We start from the raw sequence: 20899 nt of genomic DNA, 5'->3' as shown, positions 1-20899 counted from the left end.
CTATGCAAATCGTATTGCCCCATGCAGGAATTGTCTTGCTGATTGGACCATCCAATAGCGGTAAGTCAACATGGTTAAAAAGCATGATTGAAAAAGAAGAGATTCTGCCTTCAGAGGTCGTTAGTTCAGATGCCTTTCGGGTATTGGTGAGTGATATTGAATTTATTGATTGGCGGGGCAGACCAAAGGATGAAGCGGACAATCTGATGGATGAATACCAGTCCATTTCAGGCGAAGCATTTTCCATGATGGATTCCGTCATTGAAGCAAGATGCCGATTAAATAAATTAACCTTTATTGATGCGACCAATCTTCACCCAGATGATCGGAAAAGATATATCTCTTTAGCTCAAAAAAATAATGTCCCAATCCTATCGATTGTTCTGGATATACCTGAAGAGGATCTGCTTGTCAGAGATGAACAAAGAGAACATCCACGCGGAAAAAGACGTATTAAACAGCAATACCAGACGTTCAAAAGGGAAAAGCGCGTCCTAAAAAAAGAAGGGTATTCGTCTCTTTACACGTTAAAGGGAACAGAAGATATTCAGGTAAGCAGACGTACAAATCCAATTGAAAAAGACATCCAGAATGGGATCGACATCATTGGGGATATTCATGGCTGCTATAAGGAAATGATCCTCGTCCTTGAAAAACTAGGCTATCAAAAAAATGAGGAAGGCCTCTATCTTCACCCCGAAGGTCGGAAGTTTGTTTCCATTGGGGATGTCATGAGCAGAGGACCAGAGTCACTTAAAACGATGCTCTTTTTCTATGAACATGTTCAAAAGGACGTTGCCTATATGATTGACAGCAATCACGGCTGGAAAATTGCTAGATGGCTAGATGGAAGAGACGTAACATTAAATCATGGCGATGAAAAAGTGGAAGAAGAATTTAAAGCGTACGAAGAGGAGTTTGGAAGCGAAAAAGCAGAGGAAACGAAACAGACACTTAAAGAATTCCTCCTTCAAGCTCCTTCCCATTATGTATTTACCAAGAATGATGTACAGTCTTTAGTTTGTGTTCATGCCGGAATCAAAGATGCTTTCATCGGAAAGCAGTCTGAAGCTGTTCGTGACTTCTGCCGTTACGGTGATACGAATGGATTTGATGAAAAAGGAAAGCCAGTGCGTAAAGATTGGTATATTTCTCATAAGCAAAGCTCGCTGATTGTCTGGGGACATGATCCGAAGCCACAACCGCTGCTAATTAACAATACCATCAACATCGATCAAGGTGTTGTCTTTGGCGGAGCATTAACAGCTTTACGCTATCCGGAGGGAGAATTCATTTCGGTACAAGCGAGTCAAGATTTTTCAGGAGCCGATGACAATCCCCTAAGAGAATGGGAGAAAAACCGTTTGAATCCGCCGAATATTGGCAAGTTCATCAATGGGTATTCAGTATTGACAGAAAAAATGGGTGAGATTAAAATTCATCAGGATATTGTAAAGCCTGCGATTGATACGGTATCACATTTCACGATACCGATTGAACAATTAATCTATATCCCGCCTACAATGAGTCCAACACCAAGTCCCTCCTCTTTGGAAAATTATTTAGAGCATCCCAAAGAGGCAATCGATTATTACAGAAGCCATGGGATTCAAACCATGATTGCTGAAAAGAAACATATGGGGAGCCGGGCGATTCTTTTTCTATTTAAAGATACTGAAGCCGCTAAGAAGCATACAGGTATCGAATCTTTGGGAGTTATTTATACCAGAACGGGCAGACGTTTCTTTGACGTCGCGACGGAGGAAGAACTGGTCTTGAAAATCAATCAAGATTTGCATGAAAGCGGCTATTTTGAAAAGTACGATACGGACTATGTGCTCCTGGACGCTGAAATCATGCCCTGGAACCTGAAGGCAAAAGAGCTCATCAGCAGCCAATATGCCCACGTTTCTGAAAATGCGATTCTTGATCGAACGATGCTGAAGGAAAAAATAGCGGAAGCAGCTCGTGAGAATATGGAGTTAAAAGGATGGTTGGAAGAGTATGAGCAAAAACTTGAAAATGCCTATACTTTTAAAGAAGTCTTTCAAAAGTATTGCTGGGAGATTGAAGATATAAATTCTATACAAATCGCTCCATTCCACGTGCTTGCTCATAGCAATGAAACCTTTTTTGATCAGCCACATACATGGCATATGGAGATGAACAGGGAGTTTGCAATCCGTTCTAGTTTATTTATAGAAACGGAATACAAACTAATCACGAGTGAAGCAAGTGAAGAAGATGTCATTAAATGGTGGCAGGATATCACAAGCGAAGGCCATGAAGGCATTGTAATCAAGCCGGAATTCTACATTTCAAGAAATAAAGGCAAGCTATTGCAGCCCGCAATTAAAGTAAGGGGAAGAAAGTACCTTAACATTATTTATGGAATGGACTACTTGCTACCGAAAAATCTTGAGCGGCTGAAAAGCAGGAATACAGGCAAAAAGCAAAAACTAGCGCTGAGAGAATTTTCGCTGGGAATCGAAGGCATTCAAAGATATGTAAAAGGTGAATCGATAGAGAGAGTCCATGAATGTGTTCTAGGAACATTGGCCATGGAATCGGATCCTGTGGATCCCAGATTGTGATAGGTAAGTGGAAGTATGTTTTTCAGGTTCTTCGTTACTTAAGGAGTACTTGAGTTTAAAAAGAGGGGTTGCTGCGGCAACCTTTTTCTTTTTGAACTAAAGAAGGTTAGATATTAAAAATAGCTGTTTAAGTGGGGGGAACGGTTTTTGTTATAATAAATAATTAAAAAAACTTTTAGAAAGAAAGGTTGTATTTATGAAAAAGAAATTAATATTTATTGGAATCGGAATACTGTTAGTTTTTATTCTATTATTTAGTACATATAAATTAATGAATTCTAGAACACACCAATTATTCGGAGGGTTAACAGCAAAAGTCGAGACAAATCAAAAAGTGGTTGCTCTAACTTTTGATGATGGTCCATCGAAGAATGTAAATCAGATTCTACCACTATTAGATAAATACAATGTAAAGGCTACATTCTTCCTAATCGGTAACGAAATAGAAAGATACCCAGAGGAAGCTAAAAAAATTGTAGAAGCAGGACATCAAATTGGAAATCATACCTATTCTCACAAGCGAATGGTTTTTAAATCGTCCTCCTATATCAAAGAGGAAATCGAGAAAACGGATAAATTAATTCAAAACTTCGGATATAAGGGTGAAATTGACGTTCGACCACCCAACGGAAAAAAACTTGTAGGCTTGCCTTATTACTTAAATAAAAATGATAGGGACACTATAACCTGGAATATTGAGCCAGATAGCTATTACAATTCTGCTTCTGACAAAGTAAATTATGTGAAGGATCATATTAAACCAGGTTCGATTATATTAATGCATCCCATGTATGATGATACGGGTAAAGAACTTCAAGCGATTGAAGGTGTATTAAAATTGTTATCAAACGAAGGATATACATTTGTAACTGTTAATGAGCTTCAGAGTTTTTAAGTTATATAGCTAATAGTGTATTTTTTACCACCTGAATGAACCACTTCAAAAATCAGGGTTGCTGCGGCAACCTTTTTATTATGGTTTCTGGGCAAGTTATATTTCAATATTCACAGAATAGTACAAAATGTGGGTGGCATATTGTTTCTTAACGGAATGAATCTGTATTGTTTATTCTAATTATTACTAATATCTACTATGGTTTGATTTTCCTATTCTTTAGTATAAATAAAGATTTGAAAATGGGGCTGGTTACTTTGTATCGGAATAAAAATGCCGCTCTAATCATTATTTTGTGTATCCTGTTACTCTTATTTCTTGTTGTGATCGTTTTCCGCCACATTACTATATACTTCGTGTATAGTTCAGGCATCGGACCTTTATTACTTAGGTAATAATTTTGACTATTGTTATTCTTTTTTTAAAAGGTTATAAGTAACCAGGATTTAATGGAGAAGAAGGTACTATCCATCAATAAGTGAGGTTGCTGCGGCAACCTTTTTGTTGTGTAACGAAAGAACCAGGTTAGTTACATTAAGACATCGACAAAAAGACACTTTATAAAGATGGCCGTGTAGTAGAAGAATAAGGGGTAAATCAGGTGAAATTTGTTCTTTAGTGGGATTTTTAAAAAAACATACTGAAATTAAATATATCTATATTTTTCTATAAATAACAAGTAAATACAGATATAATAGTAAATGGACAGCAATTTGGTATAGTGGGCAGCGGTGACTCCTTTAAGAAAGGGGGTGTCGCTGGTGATTTCTATAATGGACGGTTTGATGCTTATGATCTCATTCGCCTCTTTAATCGTCGCAGTAATCGCGGTTACATTAAAAAAGTAACCCCCTCCATACCATCCGGCCAGATGTATGTAGGAAAAGGGTTACTTTCTTGATCGAGTAGCTACTGACTTACCACAGAAAGCCGCTGCTCTTTATGCAGTTTGCTGTTCATTAAGACGCTGGTTTTTACCAGTGTCTTTTTTTATATATGATAGTTATCTTTATTATATCCTCATTTTACCTATACATTCAACTAAAAAACATGGCAAATGGAGTTAGGCCTAACTGTAACGGACATGAAGTTCAATTCATTTTCATTAAATCTTGAAGTTATTTCAAAGCAGATCTTGCGGAAAACGAAAGGCTTTGCCGCCGGTGCCCGTTATCCAAGCCGTATCTAGGAACTTGAAGGCTTGGTAAAATGACTGAAGTGAAATAAAAAAAGCACTAAAGCTTTCGGATTTCAAGAGGATCCACTTTAGGGCCATGTATAACCAGATTAGATTTTTGTTAAGTTCTTGTCAGATTCCAGTTTGTATAATTTCATTCCCTTGTACGAGGTAATCGAAGGAATCAAACAAAATAGCGCCATGGGTAAACAATAAAGTATATAGACATGTCCTCCGTTTTGCAGCAAGGGGATATACGCTAAAGCAACAAAGAGCAAAACGAAAAAAATGATTGTGAAGATCCCGAAAGATTGATGATAGAAAGCATAAATTTCACTTCTTCGTTCTTCTTGATTGTGTGAAGTCTTTGCAGCTTTGTTTGTTCGAAGGAATAGGTATAAGGAGACTAATAGAAATAAAGCGGAAAATGGTAAAGCTAAAGCAAATAATGAAACGTCTAGAATGGAAAGATAAAAGCTAGATAAAAAGAACACTTCGGAAACACCTAATGCAAAACAATAATTGAAAATACTTATCTTATCAGGTCGTTTAAGCATGAAATCCCTCCTTCTATATATATATTATGCAACTGCTTTCATGTTCACGACTCTGTCACATTTAAAAGAAAAATAAATGTTCCAAGTTCCACCCAGGATCATGCTTTCGGTCCTAAGACAGGTAAATGGTCACTATACGAAATGAAATAAACCCTCTGGCTAACTAGTCAGAGGGTTTATTCTTAGGAGGATTTATTTAAGCTTGAAGATGTTGAATAGAGTCCGTACTTATTACGAATAGTAATAAAATGTAAAGGGGGAGAGCGCTATGACTGCACAAACGATGATTAAAGGATTTCTGCTCGTTCTTCTATTATATTTCCTGTATATAGTGGTGACGGCAGTGGTCCTTTTCTACTTCCTCAAGGAAAAAGAAGAAGATAGGCCGATTAAACATATAAGTGAATATATGGGGGAGAAGGAATCCACCGTGGATCGTGTCCTGCTTCTTGAAGATGGTTATGAATCGGGACTAGCCCGAATGCGAATGATCCAGGAAGCCCAGCATTCAATCGATATTGCCTACTACGCTTTTGGAAAAGGAAAATCTACTGAACTTATTCTTGGAGCCTTGTTCGAAGCTGCTGACCGGGGTGTCAAAGTTAGAATCCTTCTGGATGGAATTTCTCATGGACTCAGAGGTCAATTAAGCAGTGTCCGTTATGCACTGGCATCACATGAAAACATTGAATTAAGGTACTACGAAACCTTTAAGCCATTTAAGCCCTGGACCTGGCATAACCGCCTCCATGACAAGATAATCACTGCAGATGGAAAGTTAGGCATCATCGGAGGAAGGAATATCGCCGATAAGTATTTAGCAAGCAATCCGCCGCCCAAGAATTATGTCTATGACCGGGATGTACTCATTTTCAATGCTGAACAGGAGAAAGATAGTGTTATTGTTGAAATGAAGGACTATATACATGAATTATGGACTCATCCGTATACGAGCGAAGTCTTTGCGGACCTTTCGAAAAGGCAAAAGGAAAAAGGAAAACGCGTCAGAGATACATTATTAAATCAATACAGTAAAGCTAATCAAAATAATGCCGATTTCGTTAATCCGGCCATCGATTGGAGCAAGTCTACAACACCTACTAAAAAAGTGTCCTTCATTCATAATCCAATCGAACGTTTCAATAAACACCCTTTTGTGTGGAGATCTCTAGTGGATATTGCTGCGAACGCCAATAAGTCGGTACTTATCCAGAGTCCCTATATTGTTCCTGCGGATGCCATGAAGGAATATGTACCAAAGAATATGGATTCAAAAGCTGATTGGACCATACTTACCAACTCGGTGACATCAACCCCGAATGTGATAGCTTTTTCCAGTTACTTGGCACTTAGGGATAGTATCGTTGAGACAGGGGCAAGGCTTTATGAATATTCAAAGCTTTATTCATTGCACGGTAAATCGGCTGTTTATGATCAGCGATTAAGTGCAGTTGGTTCCTTCAATCTGGATTCGCGATCTGCCTTTTTAAATACAGAATCGATAGTGATAATCGATGGTGAAGAATTTGCAGCGCAATTGATAGGGGCCATCGAGTCGAAAATCTCAGATAGTACACTCGTCGCGGATAATAAAAGATATATAGAACCACCTGAAGATCAGAAAAAGGAAGAATCTTTCTTTAAAGCGACCTTTTTAAATGCCCTTTCGAAAATAACGGTATATTGGAAAAGGTTCGTTTGAATGATGACGAAAAGACAGCAATCCAGTGATTGTTGTCTTTTAGTTTGGAGAAATAGTATACCAAGCTTGATGGAACGAAAGAAAATTATGTAAAATTCAACATATTGGAAACCTTAATTATTATAATGATAGAAATAAAGCTAACGCTATAAAATGAGTTTCTGAAAATATATGTATAGGAGGAGATTTATGAGTCAAAATGAATGTGATAGAAAGATTGAACAATTGATTCAGAAGTTTAATCCACAAATCAAGTTGCTTAGAACATGGAAGTTACAAGGTGGTGTGCCTGCTAATTAAAGGGGATGATTTCAACGCTTATCATCGTAACAGAATAGGTATATTTTTTATGGGGATAATTAGCTAATCAACAGATGTGTAATTTTGCTATACTTAAGCAAGCTGATTGATGTTTTGGTCAGATAATTAAACTATCCTAAGGAGAACAGAAACATGCAAACTTTACAGCATCTATCGAAACATATTGTCTACCTGACTCCAGTGGGAGAAACTGATCGGCCCATTCTCGCCGCCGTTTCTGGAGCTAAGAAAACTATCATCATTGATGCCGGTAACTCTGTCCAGCATGCACAGCTTTTTCAGGACGAATTACTACAGGCTAATATAAGCGGGAATTTTCTTGTTCTTACCCATTCCCACTGGGACCATGTATTTGGTCTGGAGAATGTGAGAATACCGGTAATTTGTCAGGAGAAAACTTACAACAATATTAAGGATATGCAGCAGCTTTCATGGGAAGATCACGATCTTGATCAACGGGTCGAAGCAGGGATTGAGATTCCATTTTGTGCCGATGCAATCAAATTGGAACTCGGGACAAAGAGAAATATTGACCTGCCGTTGCCCGATATTATCTTTGAAACAGCGATTACCATTGATCTTGGCGATATAACCTGTGTAATTGAACACGTTGGCGGTGATCATGCAGCAGACTCTTGTATCATTTATGTTCCGGAGGAAAAAACATTATTTCTAGGAGATTGTCTTTATGCCAATCTTTATGCAGAAAAATGGAATTATACGGCTGAACAAGCTTTGCTGCTCATTAAGAAGATTGAAGCCTATGATGCCGATACATATATACTCTCCCATCACGAAAAGCCCAGCACGAAGCAGGAAATGGAGACCGAGCTAAAGCTAATGAAAGATTGTGCAAGGCTTGTCGTCAACTATCAGGGAAATCGTGATTTAATGGAGCAGGAATTGGCCAAGCAGCTAAACCGGAAATTAACCGAAAGTGAACTCGAAACAGTTGGTTTTTTTGTAAACGGATATGCTGAATAATTACGAGGACTAAAAGCGGCTATATATGGTGCTGAGTATGCCAAGGGCCAGACAATCACTTTTGTCCGACGTTACGGCCGATTGCTTTTTGTAATGATTAGATGGGAGATTTCATAGAGAACTTGAAGTCAGTGTATCTCTAAGTCATCTAATTATCCTTCAATAAAAGCCCCTTCGTTTTATCAACGAAGGGGCTTAAACAGCCAATTAATTATGAGCTTTTTCTAGAGCTAGTTTTATCCCAAAACCTATCAGTATCGCACCCGTTATTCCTTCAAAAATCGCTTGTGTTCTAGGCTTTTTCATAAAAGCACTAATCTGATTCAATAAATAGATATAAAATACAAACCACACTAAGGTTAATACGGTATACGTTAAACCCATTATAAGAAACGGTAAAAATGTATTGGTTCCATGGTCAACAAACTGTGGCAAGAAAGTTAAGAAGAAAACTGCCACTTTAGGATTCAGCAGGTTGGTAAGGAACCCTTGCTTAAAGTAAGACTGGTTTTCATACTTATTTTTGACAGCCGTTTCAGTGGTTGCTGCCACTTCCTTGTTTTTTAATCCCCATAACGTCTTGATGCCTAGATATACCAAGTAAACGGCACCGACGTATTTGAAAATAGAAAATAATAAAGCGGATTTTACAATGATTGCTGAAAGGCCAAACACTGCAGCTGATGTATGAATAAGAAGTGCGCAACACGTACCAAACATCGTCTTGAAACCTCCCGTTGTCCCAACGGTAACGGTATTCCTTGTTGTTATTGCTGTATCTGGACCAGGTAGAATAATGAGAAGAATACACGTAATCACAAACAAATAAAAGTTTTCCATTTATGGACCTCCATTCAAAGATGAAAATTCTAAAAATTGTTACATTTAATTTAACATAAATGAACGTAGTTTGGGGAGGTAAATAAGTAAGCCGAATTCCTGTAAGTAGTAGTTGTGATCATGTGAAAAAACTATGAAACACAGCATTAATAACCTCTTAAATAAAGAATGGACTGAAATCTATCTATGATTTTGATTTTTTTTTATCGAACTAAGGGAGGAGATAAAAATGTTATGGGAAATTTTCTATACGTAGGGGATGAATAGCAATTCTCCATGGGCAGCTTAATTAAAAAAGATAAAAAACAAGCCGAATCATTTTTGTGACTCGGCTTGTTTTTTTATTTAAATCTAGTGAAAATCTATCTATTTCTTTTTAGGGTAATTTTTTCAACACCGCACGTACCGGACTTCCATCTGCTTCAACTAATGGAAGTGGGAGGGCTGCCAATTCATAATCCCCCGGTAACACATCATCTAATACAAGCCCCTCCAAAATGTGAATTCCATGCTCAGCAAGTTCATGATGGGCAGACAGTTCTTTACTATCTAATGGATCTACTGATGGTAAATCAAGACCAATAAGACGAACACCGAGTTCTGAAAGATAAGCCGCTAATTCTGGTTGGATATGAGGAATAGTTTGTGGAAACACACGACGATCCTTCCAGGCATCTGTGCGAATTAACAGACGGGTCACTCCTTCTAAATCTATACTGGATAATTCATGGACTCCTATGCTTGTCTTGTTTGGTAAATGGATGACTCGGGCACTTCCAATATATAAATCGAGATCCAGTTCAATCACTCTTTTTCCATCATTATCAAAATGAAAAGGTGCATCAATATGAGTACCAGTGTGTATACTCATATTGATTTGACCTACGTTGACAGATCCACTCTCTTCTTTACTCCAATTGACCTTGTATGAGAAAGGTGTATCTCCAGGCCAGACTGCGACATTTTCATCCAGACGTTGTGAAATATCAATCCATGTACCCATGTATCTTACCTCCATCTCTTCTGGCTATTGCTTTCTTTGCCACTTTTTCAAAAAGAATAACGTACTTAATTTCTTCTTAAAGCTTCGTTCTTAGACTCCATAGTTCTGGGAAAAAGTGTTGGTCTAGAGCTCTTTTTAAATACGTAACACCTGATGATCCACCAGTTCCTTGTTTATGACCAATAATTCTTTCCACAGTACTCATATGATTAAAACGCCATAATTGCTGTTGATTGCCAATGTCCACTAACTTCTCGGCCAACTCATATAAGTCCCAATATTGCTCGACATCGCGGTAAACTGTCAGCCACGCTTCTTCTACACTGGTATTTGGTTCATATCTTTGTGACCAATCCCTATTAATAGCTTCTTGATCAACAGGTAGTCCACGGGCCACAAGAGCATTAATCGCCGCGTCATAAATACTTGGCTTATGAAGAGCCTGCTGCATTTGCTCGTATAGATCTGTCTGATGTTGATAGACTGATAGCGTATGAACATTTTTGTTACCTAGTGCAAATTCAATCAAACGATTCTGATAAGATTGGAATCCAGAAGATTGTCCTAGTTTATCCCTAAACTCCATGTATTCAGCCGGTGTCAAAGTTGAAAGGACACTCCATGACTGAATCAATTGCTGCTGAATTCTCGAAACGCGTGACAACATTTTAAACGAGGGTTCCAAATTGTTTTGGCGTATACACTGAGTAGCAGCTGTCAACTCATGTAAAATGAGCTTCATCCATAATTCACTCGCTTGATGGATAACGATAAATAGCATTTCATCATGATGATCGGAACATCTATGTTGACTAGTTAAAATCTTATCAAGGTGGAGATAATCTCCGTAAGACATCGATTTTTGAAAATCGGTTTGAATTTCTTTCTCTAGACCAGTTATTGTTTGTTCATTGGTATCCATATTCTTCATTCCGCAATCCCCTCACTTTTCATATTCAAAAAACTGTGATTTCTCCATACTAGTTATTCCGTCATTCTATTCTATCTTCTCTTCCAGAGATTCCTCCACTACATTATGATTACTATTTCTTCTTTTCGAAACAAAATAAGCGACAGATAAAAATAGTAACCAAGGAATCCCGAATTGAAGCATAATTTTGAAATCTGTAAACCATGTCGTAATCATTAAGCTAAATAGAAGAACGGCTCCTAGTATCGTTAAATAGGGAAAACCGATCATCCTTACCGGTAATTTGCGTCCGCCTGTTTTCTCCCATTTCACCCTGAAAAACAAATGAGAAATGAAGATGATAAGCCATGTGAACATAGCACCGAACATGGAAATTCCCATCATGAATGCATAGGAGGAACCAGGAAGTAACGCATGAACGCCTGCAGCAATAAGAATCCCGGTTGTAGAGACAGCAAGTGCTTTTGCCGGAACACCCCTTTTGTTTAGGTTTCCTAAAAAGCTGGGTGCATGTTTTCCACGCGCCAATGAAAACATCATACGAGTTGAAGCATAGAGCTGAGCATTCATGGCAGATAAAGCAGCCGTTAAAATAATAAAGTTCATGATCCCGGATGCACCTGGAATGTTCAAGATTTCCATCACTTTTACGAATGGACTCTCCTCGATCCCAGCCGTTTTCCACGGAACGATCATCAACATGATTCCAATTGTCAACACATAGAAGGTGGATAAACGGAAGACAGTCGCTTTCAATGCTTTTGGAACAGCTGCATCTGGATCTTTTGCTTCTCCTGATGTAACCGCTATCATTTCAGTTCCAAGAAAGCTGAATAAAGAAATAAATACGGCTATCCACATTCCCTTTAAACCAAATGGGAAAAAACCTCCTTCATTCACAAAGTTTTCCGGCCCTATATGTGGCTGTTCGGATGAACCGAATAGTACATAGGCTCCAAGGAGAATAAAACCAACAATGGCACTTATTTTAATAAAGGAGAACCAATACTCAAAAGTAGCGAATGTATTCACGCTGGTAGCATTTACATAAATCAGGACACCTGCAAACAACAAAATCCATACGATTCCCGGCACGGTCGGAAACCAATAATTCATATACACGCTGACTGCACTTACTTCAACCCCAACTGCCAGAACATTGCCAATCCAATAGGAATAGCGGACAAGATAGCCTGCCATAGGAGTCATGTACTTTTCAGCAATAGCTCCAAAAGAACCGGAAGTAGGATGGGCAACCGTCATTTCGGCTAAACAGCCCATCAACAGCAAAACAATGAACGCCCCGAGTGCATAGCTGAGCAATACACTTGGCCCTGCCGCTTGAATTGCAAGCCCGCTGCCAAGGAATAGCCCTGTCCCGATGGCACAGCCCATCGCGATCATGGAAAGCTGATTTGTTTCTAAATCACGTTTTAACCCTTTCTCTGGCCCATCTTTAAAGTTCAATTGAGTATTTTTGTTCTCCATAGTTCATCCCCTTTTTATCCAAAAAGATTTTATCCTACCCTAATAGGCAGTGAGTTTCCACCTCTTTAAGCGTAGGCTAACCGAATATAATAACCGACTGATTCGACACTAACCATTAGAGGGATGAGCCTCATCTGGTGGAATTCCATGTTATGCGACCACTTCACGCTCATTCTTGAATTTTTCATATTGTTTTTCTGTCATGATTTTTTTGAGAATTTGTACAACTTCCCAAACTTCTGCATAGGAAGTATAGAGTGCAACTGGAGCAAGACGAATGATGTTTGGTGCTCGGAAATCCGGAATCACACCGTTTTCTTTCAATGCCTTACAAATGCGTGCAGCTTCTTTATGCTCGAGGCTCACATGACCTCCGCGACGTACGTCTTCTCTAGGAGTTCCAATGAAAAACCCCAGGTCTTTCAACTCGAGTTCAATTAAGTCTATTAAATATTGATTAATTTTAAGAGATTTTCCCCTAATATTCTCTATACCAGCTTCTATAAACATTTCTAATGACCCAATCAAAGGTGCACAACTTAATACATGTGGCGTTCCAATTTGATAAGCGCCTGCTGATTCAGCTGGTGTTAATGTATGTTCCATATCGAATTGTTTATCTTTTCTAGACCCGAACCATCCAGCCAATCCAGGCATCGTTCCAAAATGTTTTCGATTTACATATAAGCCGCCAACACCGCCAGGACCGCCATTTAAATGTTTATAATTGCACCAATATGCAAAGTCAACATCCCATTCACTGAATGAATGCGGGATCGCTCCAATAGAATGACATCCGTCAAATCCAATTAATATTCCTCTTTTATGAGCTTCATCAGTTAATCGTTTCATATCCAATATTTGACCGCTGCGGTACAGTACTGTTGGCAAGATGATTAAAGCAATATCATCGGTCATTGCTTCGATAATATCATCCTCTTCTAAAAATCGGCCATCCCGACTTTTCACGCGGATGAGATCGGTTTCCGGATCGTTTCCATGTGTACGAAGCTGACTTTGAAGAGCATAAATATCAGTCGGAAAGGTTAATTCATCTGCTAAAATTTTTGTACGCATTCCTTCAGGCTTATAAAAAGTAGCTACAAGTTGATGCAGGTTTACAGTTGTCGAGCCTGTTACAATAACTTCCTCAGGAGAAGCTCCCACTAATTGGGCAATCTTCGCGCCCAATTTCTCTGCCATGAAAAACCATGGGTGATTCCCTTGTGTCCATCCATCAATCCCATGTTCTTTCCAATCTTCTAAGGATTCCAAAAGAGTACGTTCAGCTCTTTTCGAAAGAAGCCCCAATGAGTTTCCATCCATATAGATCGAATTTGGCTTTAAATAAAACTCTTCACGATAACAACGAAGGGTATCTTCTTTATCCATTTGTTTTGCGTAATCTAATGTGTGTTGAAAGCCGTTTGAAAGCATAATTATCCTCCCTTATTCTATTTTTCTTATAATTCTAGGAGAATCGTACCAAAGAATATGACACGATGTCAATAAGTTAATTCAGAAAATTTTAAACATTAAATTATTCAAATGTTTTTTATTTTTATTGAAATCCTTTATGCTAGAAGATAAGGGGAGGAATAGGAATGGATAATGGTAAAGTAGGGGATAAACGACATTTGCGCTCAATTATGACACGTCAAAAGTTATTAGAAGCTGCAAAGGAAATATTTCTTGAAGAAGGTTTTCAAGCTGCGGTTATTTCCCAAATGATCAAAAAGGCAAACATCGGGTATGGAACGGCCTATGTTCATTTTAAAGGAAAAGAGGATCTTTTAATTGTATTAATGGAGAATGTTATGGAGCAATTTTATGAAATTGCCGAGACCTCTTTCTTTCCAAAATCGAAGGACGAAGCAGAACGTATTATAAATAAACAAGCTAATGCTTTTTTAAAAATGGCAGAGGCTGAACGCAATATGATGCAAGTTTTCGAGCAGGCTATTGGGATTTCAACTGTTATCTCAGATAAATGGAAGGCAATCCGTGTAAAGTTTATACAGCGAATTTCAAAGGACGTTGCCTATGCACAGCAAAATGGGCTAGCTAGAGCTGAATTAAACCATGAGCTTGTTGCAAGGGGTTGGTTTTTCGCAAATGAAATGTATCTTTGGGAAATTGTCCGAAACGAACATCAGAGTTCTGTCGAAGAAATTGCTAAAACCATCACGTCTGTTTACGTCGAAGGTCTTTATCTATAACTTTATTTTTAGACAATAAGCAATGAATATATATTTTACTAAAAGCATGCATGTCAAGTAATCTTCCGGTTTTACAGTCGGAAGATTTTATTTAATCAAGGTTTTACAGCTACTTTAAAGGCTTTCCCACTACACACCTCTTATCGGAAAACTTCTTATACAAGCACTTATAACCAAAACCAGCTGAATTCACGAGTAAAGCAGCCAAACTCACGAGTAAACCTCTCAAATTCAATAAAGCAGCCAAACTCACGAGTAAAACTCTCAACTCATGAGTAAAACTCCAAACTCACGAGTAAACCTCCCAAATTCACGAGTAAAGCAGCCAAATTCACGAGTAAACCTCCCAAATTCACGAGTAAACCTCCCAAATTCACGAGTAAAACGCCAAACTCACGAGTAAAACTCTCAACTCATGAGTAAAACTCCAAACTCACGAGTAAACCTCCCAAATTTACGAGTAAAACGCCCAACTCACGAGTAAACATCTCAAACTCACGAGTAAAACAACCCAACTCACGAGTAAACCTCTCAAATTCAGGAACAAAACGCCCTCATTAGTGTGAGGCTTAGTACCACTACGCCTTAAGTCTTACTTAAAAATATAGCTAAGGCTCATTATACGAACTTGCAAAACTAGATAAGATAGAAACAAGGAAAGGAGGACGAAAACAATGAAGAAATTTGGTTTATTTATTGTAGGGCTGATCGCATTATTTATCTTGCTAGCGAATGTGGGTCCATTAATCAGCTTGGCGATTTGCTTGGCTATTCTATATTTTGGATTCAAACAGTTCATGAAGTCCGAATCGACAGGAGCCAAAATTGCCTGGGGATCAATCTCCCTTATCGTGCTAATAGTTGCTGTTTCTCATATCCCAGCGATATTAGGACTAGTAGCAGCTTACGTTCTTTACCTCGTCTATAAAAAATGGAATGAAAATGATGAAATTGTATCGAAAGAAACAGACCCATTCTCGAATTTTGAAAGAGAGTGGAAAGAGTTAAATAAAAACTAGGAGAAGGGATGGAATTGGAATGAGTAATCTATTTTCAAGAATGAAACAAACGATTTCAGCGGATTTTCACGACTTGTTGGATAAAAAGGAGCAAAAAAATCCAATTGGAATGTTAAATCAATATCTGCGTCAATGTGAGCAGGAGGCAGAGAAGGTCGGAAAGCTGGTTGAACGTCAATATCTACTGAAAGAAGAGTTTACTCGTGAATATAGTCAAGCGCAAAATCTAGCCGAAAAGCGTAAACATCAGGCTGAAATTGCTAAGCAGGCTGGAGAAATTGATTTAATGGAATTCGCCTTAAAGGAAAACCTGCACTATGAAGATCGGGTGCTAAGTTTGAAGGAAGCGCAAAAAAGTGCAGAAGTTCAGTTAGATGAACTGGAGCGGAAATATGAAGAAATGAAGCATAAGCTCAAGGATATGCATCTTAAGAGAATGGAACTGATGGGCAGGGAGAATATTGCCCGGGCAAACCACCGGATCAATCGGGTTTTGAATGCTGGTAGCTCCGATGCCAAACCGATAGCGAAGTTTGATGAAATGGAGCAATATATCGATCGTATTGAGAATCAAGTCCATTCAGATTATAATCGACATACTATCGATGCCAGGATTGTCCAGCTTGAAAAGGAAATGGAACAGAAAGAAGCTTAGTCGATTTTTTATTAAAGCTTTGCTGTTATCCCCCAACTGCTTGGAATCGAAGGTGGGGGAAAACAGTCTGTTAGAACGTGATATATTCATGGTATTCTTAAAAGGCACGGGTTCCTGTGCCTTTTAAGAATATCATGACAATTTACAGAGGAGGCGAACCGATGTTGAACAAAATGAAAACGGATTATATGGGCTGGATCTTTCTCATCGGAATCGTCCTGCTTATTTTAGAGATTTCATTTAAGGGTGGAGGTCTCCTTTTTTCCCTAGCATTTTCAATTGGACTTATCTATTTAGGAAGGAAATTTTCAAAACGGACAATCGGGAAAATCCTTTTTTTTATAGGAATAATATCTCTTATTATTACTGTCCTGAATATGTTCGTCTTTAGATTTTTCCTAATAGCAATTCTTATTTATCTATTACTTCTTTATTATCAATCGAAAAAAAATCCTGATTGGATCAATCCCGTTTTAATCAATGAGGGGTTTGACGAAGAGCGGATCAATAAAGAGCGATTATTGAAAACCAATTATCTATTTCAAAATAGGTTGTTCGGTCATCAACAAACGTCCGAACATGTATATGAATGGAATTCCGTAAATGTTCAGGGTGGGGTCGGTGATACAGTTATTGATTTAAGCCGGACGATTTTACCGAAAGACGACGCTGTCATTTCCATCAGAAATATAGTTGGTAATATCACAATTCTAGTACCGTATGGTATTGAAATCAGAGTCCATCATTCGGTCATTGCAGGTAGAGCACGGATTTTTGAAAATAAGCCTGAATCCAGGGTATTTAATCAAATCTATTCCTATCAAACGGAAGGGTTCAATGAAACGGATCAAAAGGTTCATATCATCACTTCTATCTTAGTTGGGGATTTAGAGGTGAAGCGGGTATGAGTATACTGACACGTCAGATATTGAGTGCCCTTTGTGTTTCTTTCGTCCTTTCCCTTGCCTTGCCGGCAGCGGTTTTCTTTGTTTTTCCTTTATCTGACTGGAGATTATTGTGGGATAAAGTGGTCATGGGGTTACCCTTCGTCATATTCCTGCCAAGTCTGGTCATTACGGTAGGGCTGATCTATGGAGTCGTTTCAGGGATGTTTTGGAAGAGGCAGCTGCAAAGGATGGATGAAGGGCTTTATTTACTTGAACAAGGCCGCTTACCTTCGCAGCAGGAAATGTATCCAGTCCAAGAGATGGCTAAAATGGTTGAACGGATGAATCAGATCCAAAAGCATATCAATGAGCAGACAAAATTATCTCAAAAAATGGCGAATGAAAAGGCCATTGATCAGGAGAAACAGATCCAGGAAATTGTTTCACAGGAACGAAACCGTTTGGCGCGGGAACTGCATGATTCAGTGAGCCAGCAATTGTTTGCCGCTTCGATGTTCATGTCGGCCATTACAGAGTCACAATCTAATATGGAAAAAACGGAAATGAAACAATTCAAGGTAGTGGAAGAGATGATCCATCAATCTCAGCTCGAGATGAGGGCTTTATTGCTGCACCTGAGACCCGTTGCGTTAAAGGGAAAATCATTGCAGGAAGGAATGAAGGAGCTCCTCGAGGAATTGGCCCAAAAAGTGACGATGGATATAAATTGGAAGATGGAGCCCGTTACTCTGGATAAGGGGATTGAGGACCATCTGTTTCGGATTTTACAAGAATCGATTTCCAATACACTAAGACATGCAAAAGCGAGCTCGCTTGAAGTGCTATTGATCGTTCGTGATGAGTTGATCATTTTACGGATTACGGATGATGGCATCGGCTTTAACGTCGAGGAGTCGAAAACCGGATCATATGGTCTGCAAAACATGCATGAACGGGCTGTTGAATTAGGCGGAACGATGAAACTGGTAAGTGTTCCGAATAAAGGAACACAACTTGAAGTGAAAATCCCATTATTAAATACAGGAGGTGATCATGATGATTAAAGTATTATTTGTCGATGATCATGAAATGGTAAGAATAGGGGTATCTGCCTATTTATCCGCACAGGCAGATATCGAAGTGATTGGTGAAGCGGACAATGGTTTGAAAGCTGTTGAACTAGCGATGGAGTTGCGTCCAGATATCATTTTGATGGATTTGGTTATGCCAGAAATGGACGGCATAGAAGCGACTAAGCGAATTATTGAAAAATGGCCTGAAGCAAAAATCATCATTGTGACAAGCTTCCTAGATGACGAAAAAGTGTATCCGGCATTGGAAGCCGGGGCGACAAGCTATATGTTGAAAACATCAAAGGCGAGCGAGATTGCGAGAGCCGTCCGTTCCACCTTTCAAGGGCAAAGTGTACTTGAACCTGAAGTGACCGGGAAAATGATGGAAAAGTTACGTCGCCCTCAGAAAACCCAGCTTCATGAACAATTGACAAATCGTGAAATGGAAATTTTATTGTTGATGACACAAGGGAAAACGAATCAGGAAATTGCGGATGAACTATACATAGCCCTGAAAACAGCCAAAGTACATGTTAGCAATATATTAAGTAAGCTTGCGGTGCAGGACCGCACCCAAGCAGTGATTTACGCATTTAAACATTCGCTCGTTCAAGAAGAAGAGTGATATTGAAAAACCGGCTTCAATTTTCAGGGATTTATAAAAATGATAGACAAGACGAACAAAACAAGTACTCCCTAATTTGTTTCTCCATGCTAATGTTAACGGCTGCCCCTTATTTCGCTAACGGAATGCAAAAAGAGCATGTTTTGATTAAGTTTAATCAAAACATGCTCTTTTTTATACAGTTATGTTTTCAGATTATACAGCTTCCTCTGCAGTATCGAGCCTCTTGCCATATATCCGATAAAGAACCAAGGCAAATACCATTCCTATAAAGGAGATGGAGGAGATGAACAGGTAAAGAGTCTTGCCTCCGAAAGCCCCATATATTGCTCCGCCTATATAAGAAGCAATGATTCCCGAAACTCCAAAGAACAATAGCGCCAGTACGGTCTGGCCTGTGGCACGCCACTCCACCGGAACAATCCGATACAGGTACTGAATGGCAGCAGAGTAGAAGATCGGGAAAGTCAATAGCTGCATGACTTGCAAATAAGCTAATAGATGTGGATCGGTAATCCAGGCAGAGACGAAGTAACGAATAAAGAAAAACGCAGCTGCAAACGAAATAATAATGATTTCCTTACCTTTACGCAACCACCAGAAGCTTAAGGCGAAAACAACAATTTCACTTCCTGCTGCTAAGAACCAGGTCAAGCCTACAAGCTTGGCACTTCCTCCAAGTTCACGGATATATACTCCGAGGAAAGTATCATTCATCCTTGCTGGAACAGCACAGATAAAGACCAATAACAGGAAAAGAAGAGTCTCTTTATTGCTGAAAAAATGCTTAAGGCTCTTTAAGGTGACAGGTTTCCCTGAAACGGGTGCATCAGGCATCATCCAGCTGACAATGAAACTGATCAAACCTATGACGGCAAAAAGGAAGGCCAGGCTGTTTGCTCCGAAAGATGACATAACATAGCCAGTGATCAGCGAGATGACCGCATAACCCAATGCACCATATGTCCGGATGGAACCATAACTGATCCCAGATTTTTCCGCAATCGTAAAGTTGAGGCTTTCCGTCAGGGGATCAATCGGCATCAGAAAGAAATATAGCAGCATGGCAAACAGGATGAGTTGAAGATAACTGCTTGAGTCATATAGAAAATATCCGATTACGCTCGAGAAAAAGATAAGTAACAACAGGACTTTACGTATAGTCCTCGTTTTGTCGCTGATCATTCCCCATAAAGGCTGGGTAATGAGGGTGACAAAACCTCCTGTACCAATGATGAATCCGATTTGGGCTGGACGCAAACCTTGATCAGCCAGATAGACTGGGAGAAACGGAATGAAAATGGCAAGCAGTCCAAAATATAAAAAGTTAAAACTTTTTAATAATCGTAGTGCTTTCATAAAAAGTATGATACCTCACGTGTTCTATAGATTGGTTTAATTTCAACTTTGTTATTGTAACATTGATGACAGTTTTTGAAAAAATAGATTTTATTTTTATGGATGGAAATAGACAGATAGAGTTGGTTTCGAGAGGTTCTGGACCCATGAGGGTAAGATGCCTTTCAAAATGACATCGAGGAATTCCCCTATGCTATCCTTTGCTTTCCAGCTTGAATGAGCTAGGTTTCTTTTGTTAGTCCTGTTCATGACGTCTAGTTGAATGGTTTGAAAAAGGTGGTTTCTTGGGATTTTTTTAGTACGGGTTATTGATTTTTGTGTACCTCGATAAATCTTGGCTATTTTTGATTGAAAATATAAAAGTCTTTTTTTAGATGGAAATTTCCAGTTTGAATTGAATGCTTTCCTTTTGATATGCCATAACCGTTTTCCCTTAACTCTCGTGCTTGATTATCGGTAATAATGATATGCAGTCTTTTTACGTTCCAAGAAGGACACATTCTCTAAAAAAATTATTGTAAAGGACTTAACTAGAATATATCAGTGACATTATACTAACCAAAAAAGTAC

The 20899-nt window shown here is 38.8% G+C and carries 18 protein-coding genes; 11 read left to right on the top strand and 7 right to left on the bottom strand.

Translation table 11 applies throughout. The annotated features are described in order from the left end of the window. Positions 1 to 2 precede the first annotated feature (2 nt). The 3 genes from RE409_RS22225 to RE409_RS22215 all read left to right on the top strand — a co-directional run bounded on the left by RE409_RS22225 (position 3) and on the right by RE409_RS22215 (position 4678). Positions 3 to 2594 carry a polynucleotide kinase-phosphatase gene (locus tag RE409_RS22225; RefSeq protein WP_201223246.1) on the top strand — a complete coding sequence of 864 codons (2592 nt, stop codon included), beginning with the start codon at positions 3 to 5 and terminating at the stop codon, positions 2592 to 2594. Positions 2595 to 2790: 196 nt separating this feature from the next. Further along, positions 2791 to 3489 (top strand): polysaccharide deacetylase family protein, encoded by a 699-nt coding sequence (locus tag RE409_RS22220; protein WP_201223248.1) that lies wholly within the window; start codon positions 2791 to 2793, stop codon positions 3487 to 3489. Between the two features lie 1057 nt (positions 3490 to 4546). Beyond that, complete coding sequence (locus tag RE409_RS22215) at positions 4547 to 4678, top strand: hypothetical protein (RefSeq protein WP_274608350.1); 132 nt, start codon at positions 4547 to 4549, stop codon at positions 4676 to 4678. A gap of 98 nt (positions 4679 to 4776) precedes the next feature. On the opposite strand, the gene RE409_RS22210 is transcribed toward RE409_RS22215, so the two are convergent. Next, the gene (locus tag RE409_RS22210; protein WP_201223250.1) at positions 4777 to 5223 is read right to left on the bottom strand and encodes a hypothetical protein; all 447 of its coding nucleotides are present in this window, start codon (positions 5221 to 5223) and stop codon (positions 4777 to 4779) included. 268 nt (positions 5224 to 5491) lie between these two features. Between RE409_RS22210 and RE409_RS22205 the strand changes: the two genes are divergently transcribed. Further along, positions 5492 to 6925 (top strand): phospholipase D-like domain-containing protein, encoded by a 1434-nt coding sequence (locus tag RE409_RS22205; protein WP_201223252.1) that lies wholly within the window; start codon positions 5492 to 5494, stop codon positions 6923 to 6925. A gap of 453 nt (positions 6926 to 7378) precedes the next feature. After that, complete coding sequence (locus RE409_RS22200) at positions 7379 to 8230, top strand: MBL fold metallo-hydrolase (protein ID WP_201186456.1); 852 nt, start codon at positions 7379 to 7381, stop codon at positions 8228 to 8230. Positions 8231 to 8437: 207 nt separating this feature from the next. Here RE409_RS22200 and RE409_RS22195 read toward each other — a convergent pair whose 3' ends face one another. The 5 genes from RE409_RS22195 to kynU all read right to left on the bottom strand — a co-directional run bounded on the left by RE409_RS22195 (position 8438) and on the right by kynU (position 13929). Continuing rightward, the gene (locus RE409_RS22195; protein ID WP_201186453.1) at positions 8438 to 9070 is read right to left on the bottom strand and encodes a LysE family translocator; all 633 of its coding nucleotides are present in this window, start codon (positions 9068 to 9070) and stop codon (positions 8438 to 8440) included. Positions 9071 to 9446: 376 nt separating this feature from the next. Then, positions 9447 to 10073: an arylformamidase gene (gene kynB / locus RE409_RS22190; RefSeq protein ID WP_201186452.1), complete on the bottom strand. Its 627-nt coding sequence runs from the start codon at positions 10071 to 10073 to the stop codon at positions 9447 to 9449. Between the two features lie 76 nt (positions 10074 to 10149). Then, positions 10150 to 10995: a tryptophan 2,3-dioxygenase gene (kynA, locus tag RE409_RS22185; protein WP_201188021.1), complete on the bottom strand. Its 846-nt coding sequence runs from the start codon at positions 10993 to 10995 to the stop codon at positions 10150 to 10152. A 75-nt stretch (positions 10996 to 11070) separates the two neighbouring features. Next, positions 11071 to 12492, bottom strand: coding sequence for an amino acid permease (locus tag RE409_RS22180; RefSeq protein WP_201186451.1), 1422 nt, complete (start codon positions 12490 to 12492; stop codon positions 11071 to 11073). Between the two features lie 150 nt (positions 12493 to 12642). Then, the gene (kynU, locus tag RE409_RS22175; RefSeq protein ID WP_309558064.1) at positions 12643 to 13929 is read right to left on the bottom strand and encodes a kynureninase; all 1287 of its coding nucleotides are present in this window, start codon (positions 13927 to 13929) and stop codon (positions 12643 to 12645) included. Between the two features lie 167 nt (positions 13930 to 14096). Between kynU and RE409_RS22170 the strand changes: the two genes are divergently transcribed. The 6 genes from RE409_RS22170 to RE409_RS22145 all read left to right on the top strand — a co-directional run bounded on the left by RE409_RS22170 (position 14097) and on the right by RE409_RS22145 (position 18970). Continuing rightward, positions 14097 to 14711, top strand: coding sequence for a TetR/AcrR family transcriptional regulator (locus tag RE409_RS22170; RefSeq protein WP_098175631.1), 615 nt, complete (start codon positions 14097 to 14099; stop codon positions 14709 to 14711). Between the two features lie 674 nt (positions 14712 to 15385). After that, positions 15386 to 15730 (top strand): lmo0954 family membrane protein, encoded by a 345-nt coding sequence (locus RE409_RS22165; protein WP_053347522.1) that lies wholly within the window; start codon positions 15386 to 15388, stop codon positions 15728 to 15730. A 19-nt stretch (positions 15731 to 15749) separates the two neighbouring features. After that, positions 15750 to 16385 carry a PspA/IM30 family protein gene (locus RE409_RS22160; protein WP_201223258.1) on the top strand — a complete coding sequence of 212 codons (636 nt, stop codon included), beginning with the start codon at positions 15750 to 15752 and terminating at the stop codon, positions 16383 to 16385. Between the two features lie 161 nt (positions 16386 to 16546). Further along, positions 16547 to 17293: a cell wall-active antibiotics response protein LiaF gene (liaF, locus tag RE409_RS22155; protein ID WP_201253887.1), complete on the top strand. Its 747-nt coding sequence runs from the start codon at positions 16547 to 16549 to the stop codon at positions 17291 to 17293. Further along, positions 17290 to 18336, top strand: a complete 1047-nt coding sequence (locus tag RE409_RS22150) for a sensor histidine kinase (protein WP_053347519.1) — start codon at positions 17290 to 17292, stop codon at positions 18334 to 18336. Before liaF ends, RE409_RS22150 begins: the two co-directional genes overlap by 4 nt. Next, positions 18329 to 18970 (top strand): response regulator transcription factor, encoded by a 642-nt coding sequence (locus RE409_RS22145; RefSeq protein ID WP_098175634.1) that lies wholly within the window; start codon positions 18329 to 18331, stop codon positions 18968 to 18970. The genes RE409_RS22150 and RE409_RS22145 overlap by 8 nt, the downstream gene beginning before the upstream one ends. A 195-nt stretch (positions 18971 to 19165) precedes the next feature. On the opposite strand, the gene RE409_RS22140 is transcribed toward RE409_RS22145, so the two are convergent. Next, complete coding sequence (locus RE409_RS22140) at positions 19166 to 20329, bottom strand: MFS transporter (protein WP_201223260.1); 1164 nt, start codon at positions 20327 to 20329, stop codon at positions 19166 to 19168. Positions 20330 to 20899: the final 570 nt, after the last annotated feature.

Origin of the sequence: Peribacillus sp. R9-11 (assembly GCF_031345095.1) — a bacterium.
Classification (GTDB): Bacteria; Bacillota; Bacilli; order Bacillales; family DSM-1321; genus Peribacillus; species Peribacillus butanolivorans.
This window is presented reverse-complemented; position numbering and strand designations above follow the sequence as displayed.

What these genes read in the sequence shown, in the direction of transcription:
- RE409_RS22225 (WP_201223246.1), top strand. Translation starts at nt 3, where the DNA reads ATGCAAATCGTATTGCCCCATGCAGGAATTGTCTTGCTGATTGGACCA.
- RE409_RS22220 (WP_201223248.1), top strand. Translation starts at nt 2,791, where the DNA reads ATGAAAAAGAAATTAATATTTATTGGAATCGGAATACTGTTAGTTTTT.
- RE409_RS22215 (WP_274608350.1), top strand. Translation starts at nt 4,547, where the DNA reads ATGGAGTTAGGCCTAACTGTAACGGACATGAAGTTCAATTCATTTTCA.
- RE409_RS22210 (WP_201223250.1), bottom strand. Translation starts at nt 5,223, where the DNA reads ATGCTTAAACGACCTGATAAGATAAGTATTTTCAATTATTGTTTTGCA.
- RE409_RS22205 (WP_201223252.1), top strand. Translation starts at nt 5,492, where the DNA reads ATGACTGCACAAACGATGATTAAAGGATTTCTGCTCGTTCTTCTATTA.
- RE409_RS22200 (WP_201186456.1), top strand. Translation starts at nt 7,379, where the DNA reads ATGCAAACTTTACAGCATCTATCGAAACATATTGTCTACCTGACTCCA.
- RE409_RS22195 (WP_201186453.1), bottom strand. Translation starts at nt 9,070, where the DNA reads ATGGAAAACTTTTATTTGTTTGTGATTACGTGTATTCTTCTCATTATT.
- kynB (WP_201186452.1), bottom strand. Translation starts at nt 10,073, where the DNA reads ATGGGTACATGGATTGATATTTCACAACGTCTGGATGAAAATGTCGCA.
- kynA (WP_201188021.1), bottom strand. Translation starts at nt 10,995, where the DNA reads ATGGATACCAATGAACAAACAATAACTGGTCTAGAGAAAGAAATTCAA.
- RE409_RS22180 (WP_201186451.1), bottom strand. Translation starts at nt 12,492, where the DNA reads ATGGAGAACAAAAATACTCAATTGAACTTTAAAGATGGGCCAGAGAAA.
- kynU (WP_309558064.1), bottom strand. Translation starts at nt 13,929, where the DNA reads ATGCTTTCAAACGGCTTTCAACACACATTAGATTACGCAAAACAAATG.
- RE409_RS22170 (WP_098175631.1), top strand. Translation starts at nt 14,097, where the DNA reads ATGGATAATGGTAAAGTAGGGGATAAACGACATTTGCGCTCAATTATG.
- RE409_RS22165 (WP_053347522.1), top strand. Translation starts at nt 15,386, where the DNA reads ATGAAGAAATTTGGTTTATTTATTGTAGGGCTGATCGCATTATTTATC.
- RE409_RS22160 (WP_201223258.1), top strand. Translation starts at nt 15,750, where the DNA reads ATGAGTAATCTATTTTCAAGAATGAAACAAACGATTTCAGCGGATTTT.
- liaF (WP_201253887.1), top strand. Translation starts at nt 16,547, where the DNA reads ATGTTGAACAAAATGAAAACGGATTATATGGGCTGGATCTTTCTCATC.
- RE409_RS22150 (WP_053347519.1), top strand. Translation starts at nt 17,290, where the DNA reads ATGAGTATACTGACACGTCAGATATTGAGTGCCCTTTGTGTTTCTTTC.
- RE409_RS22145 (WP_098175634.1), top strand. Translation starts at nt 18,329, where the DNA reads ATGATTAAAGTATTATTTGTCGATGATCATGAAATGGTAAGAATAGGG.
- RE409_RS22140 (WP_201223260.1), bottom strand. Translation starts at nt 20,329, where the DNA reads ATGAAAGCACTACGATTATTAAAAAGTTTTAACTTTTTATATTTTGGA.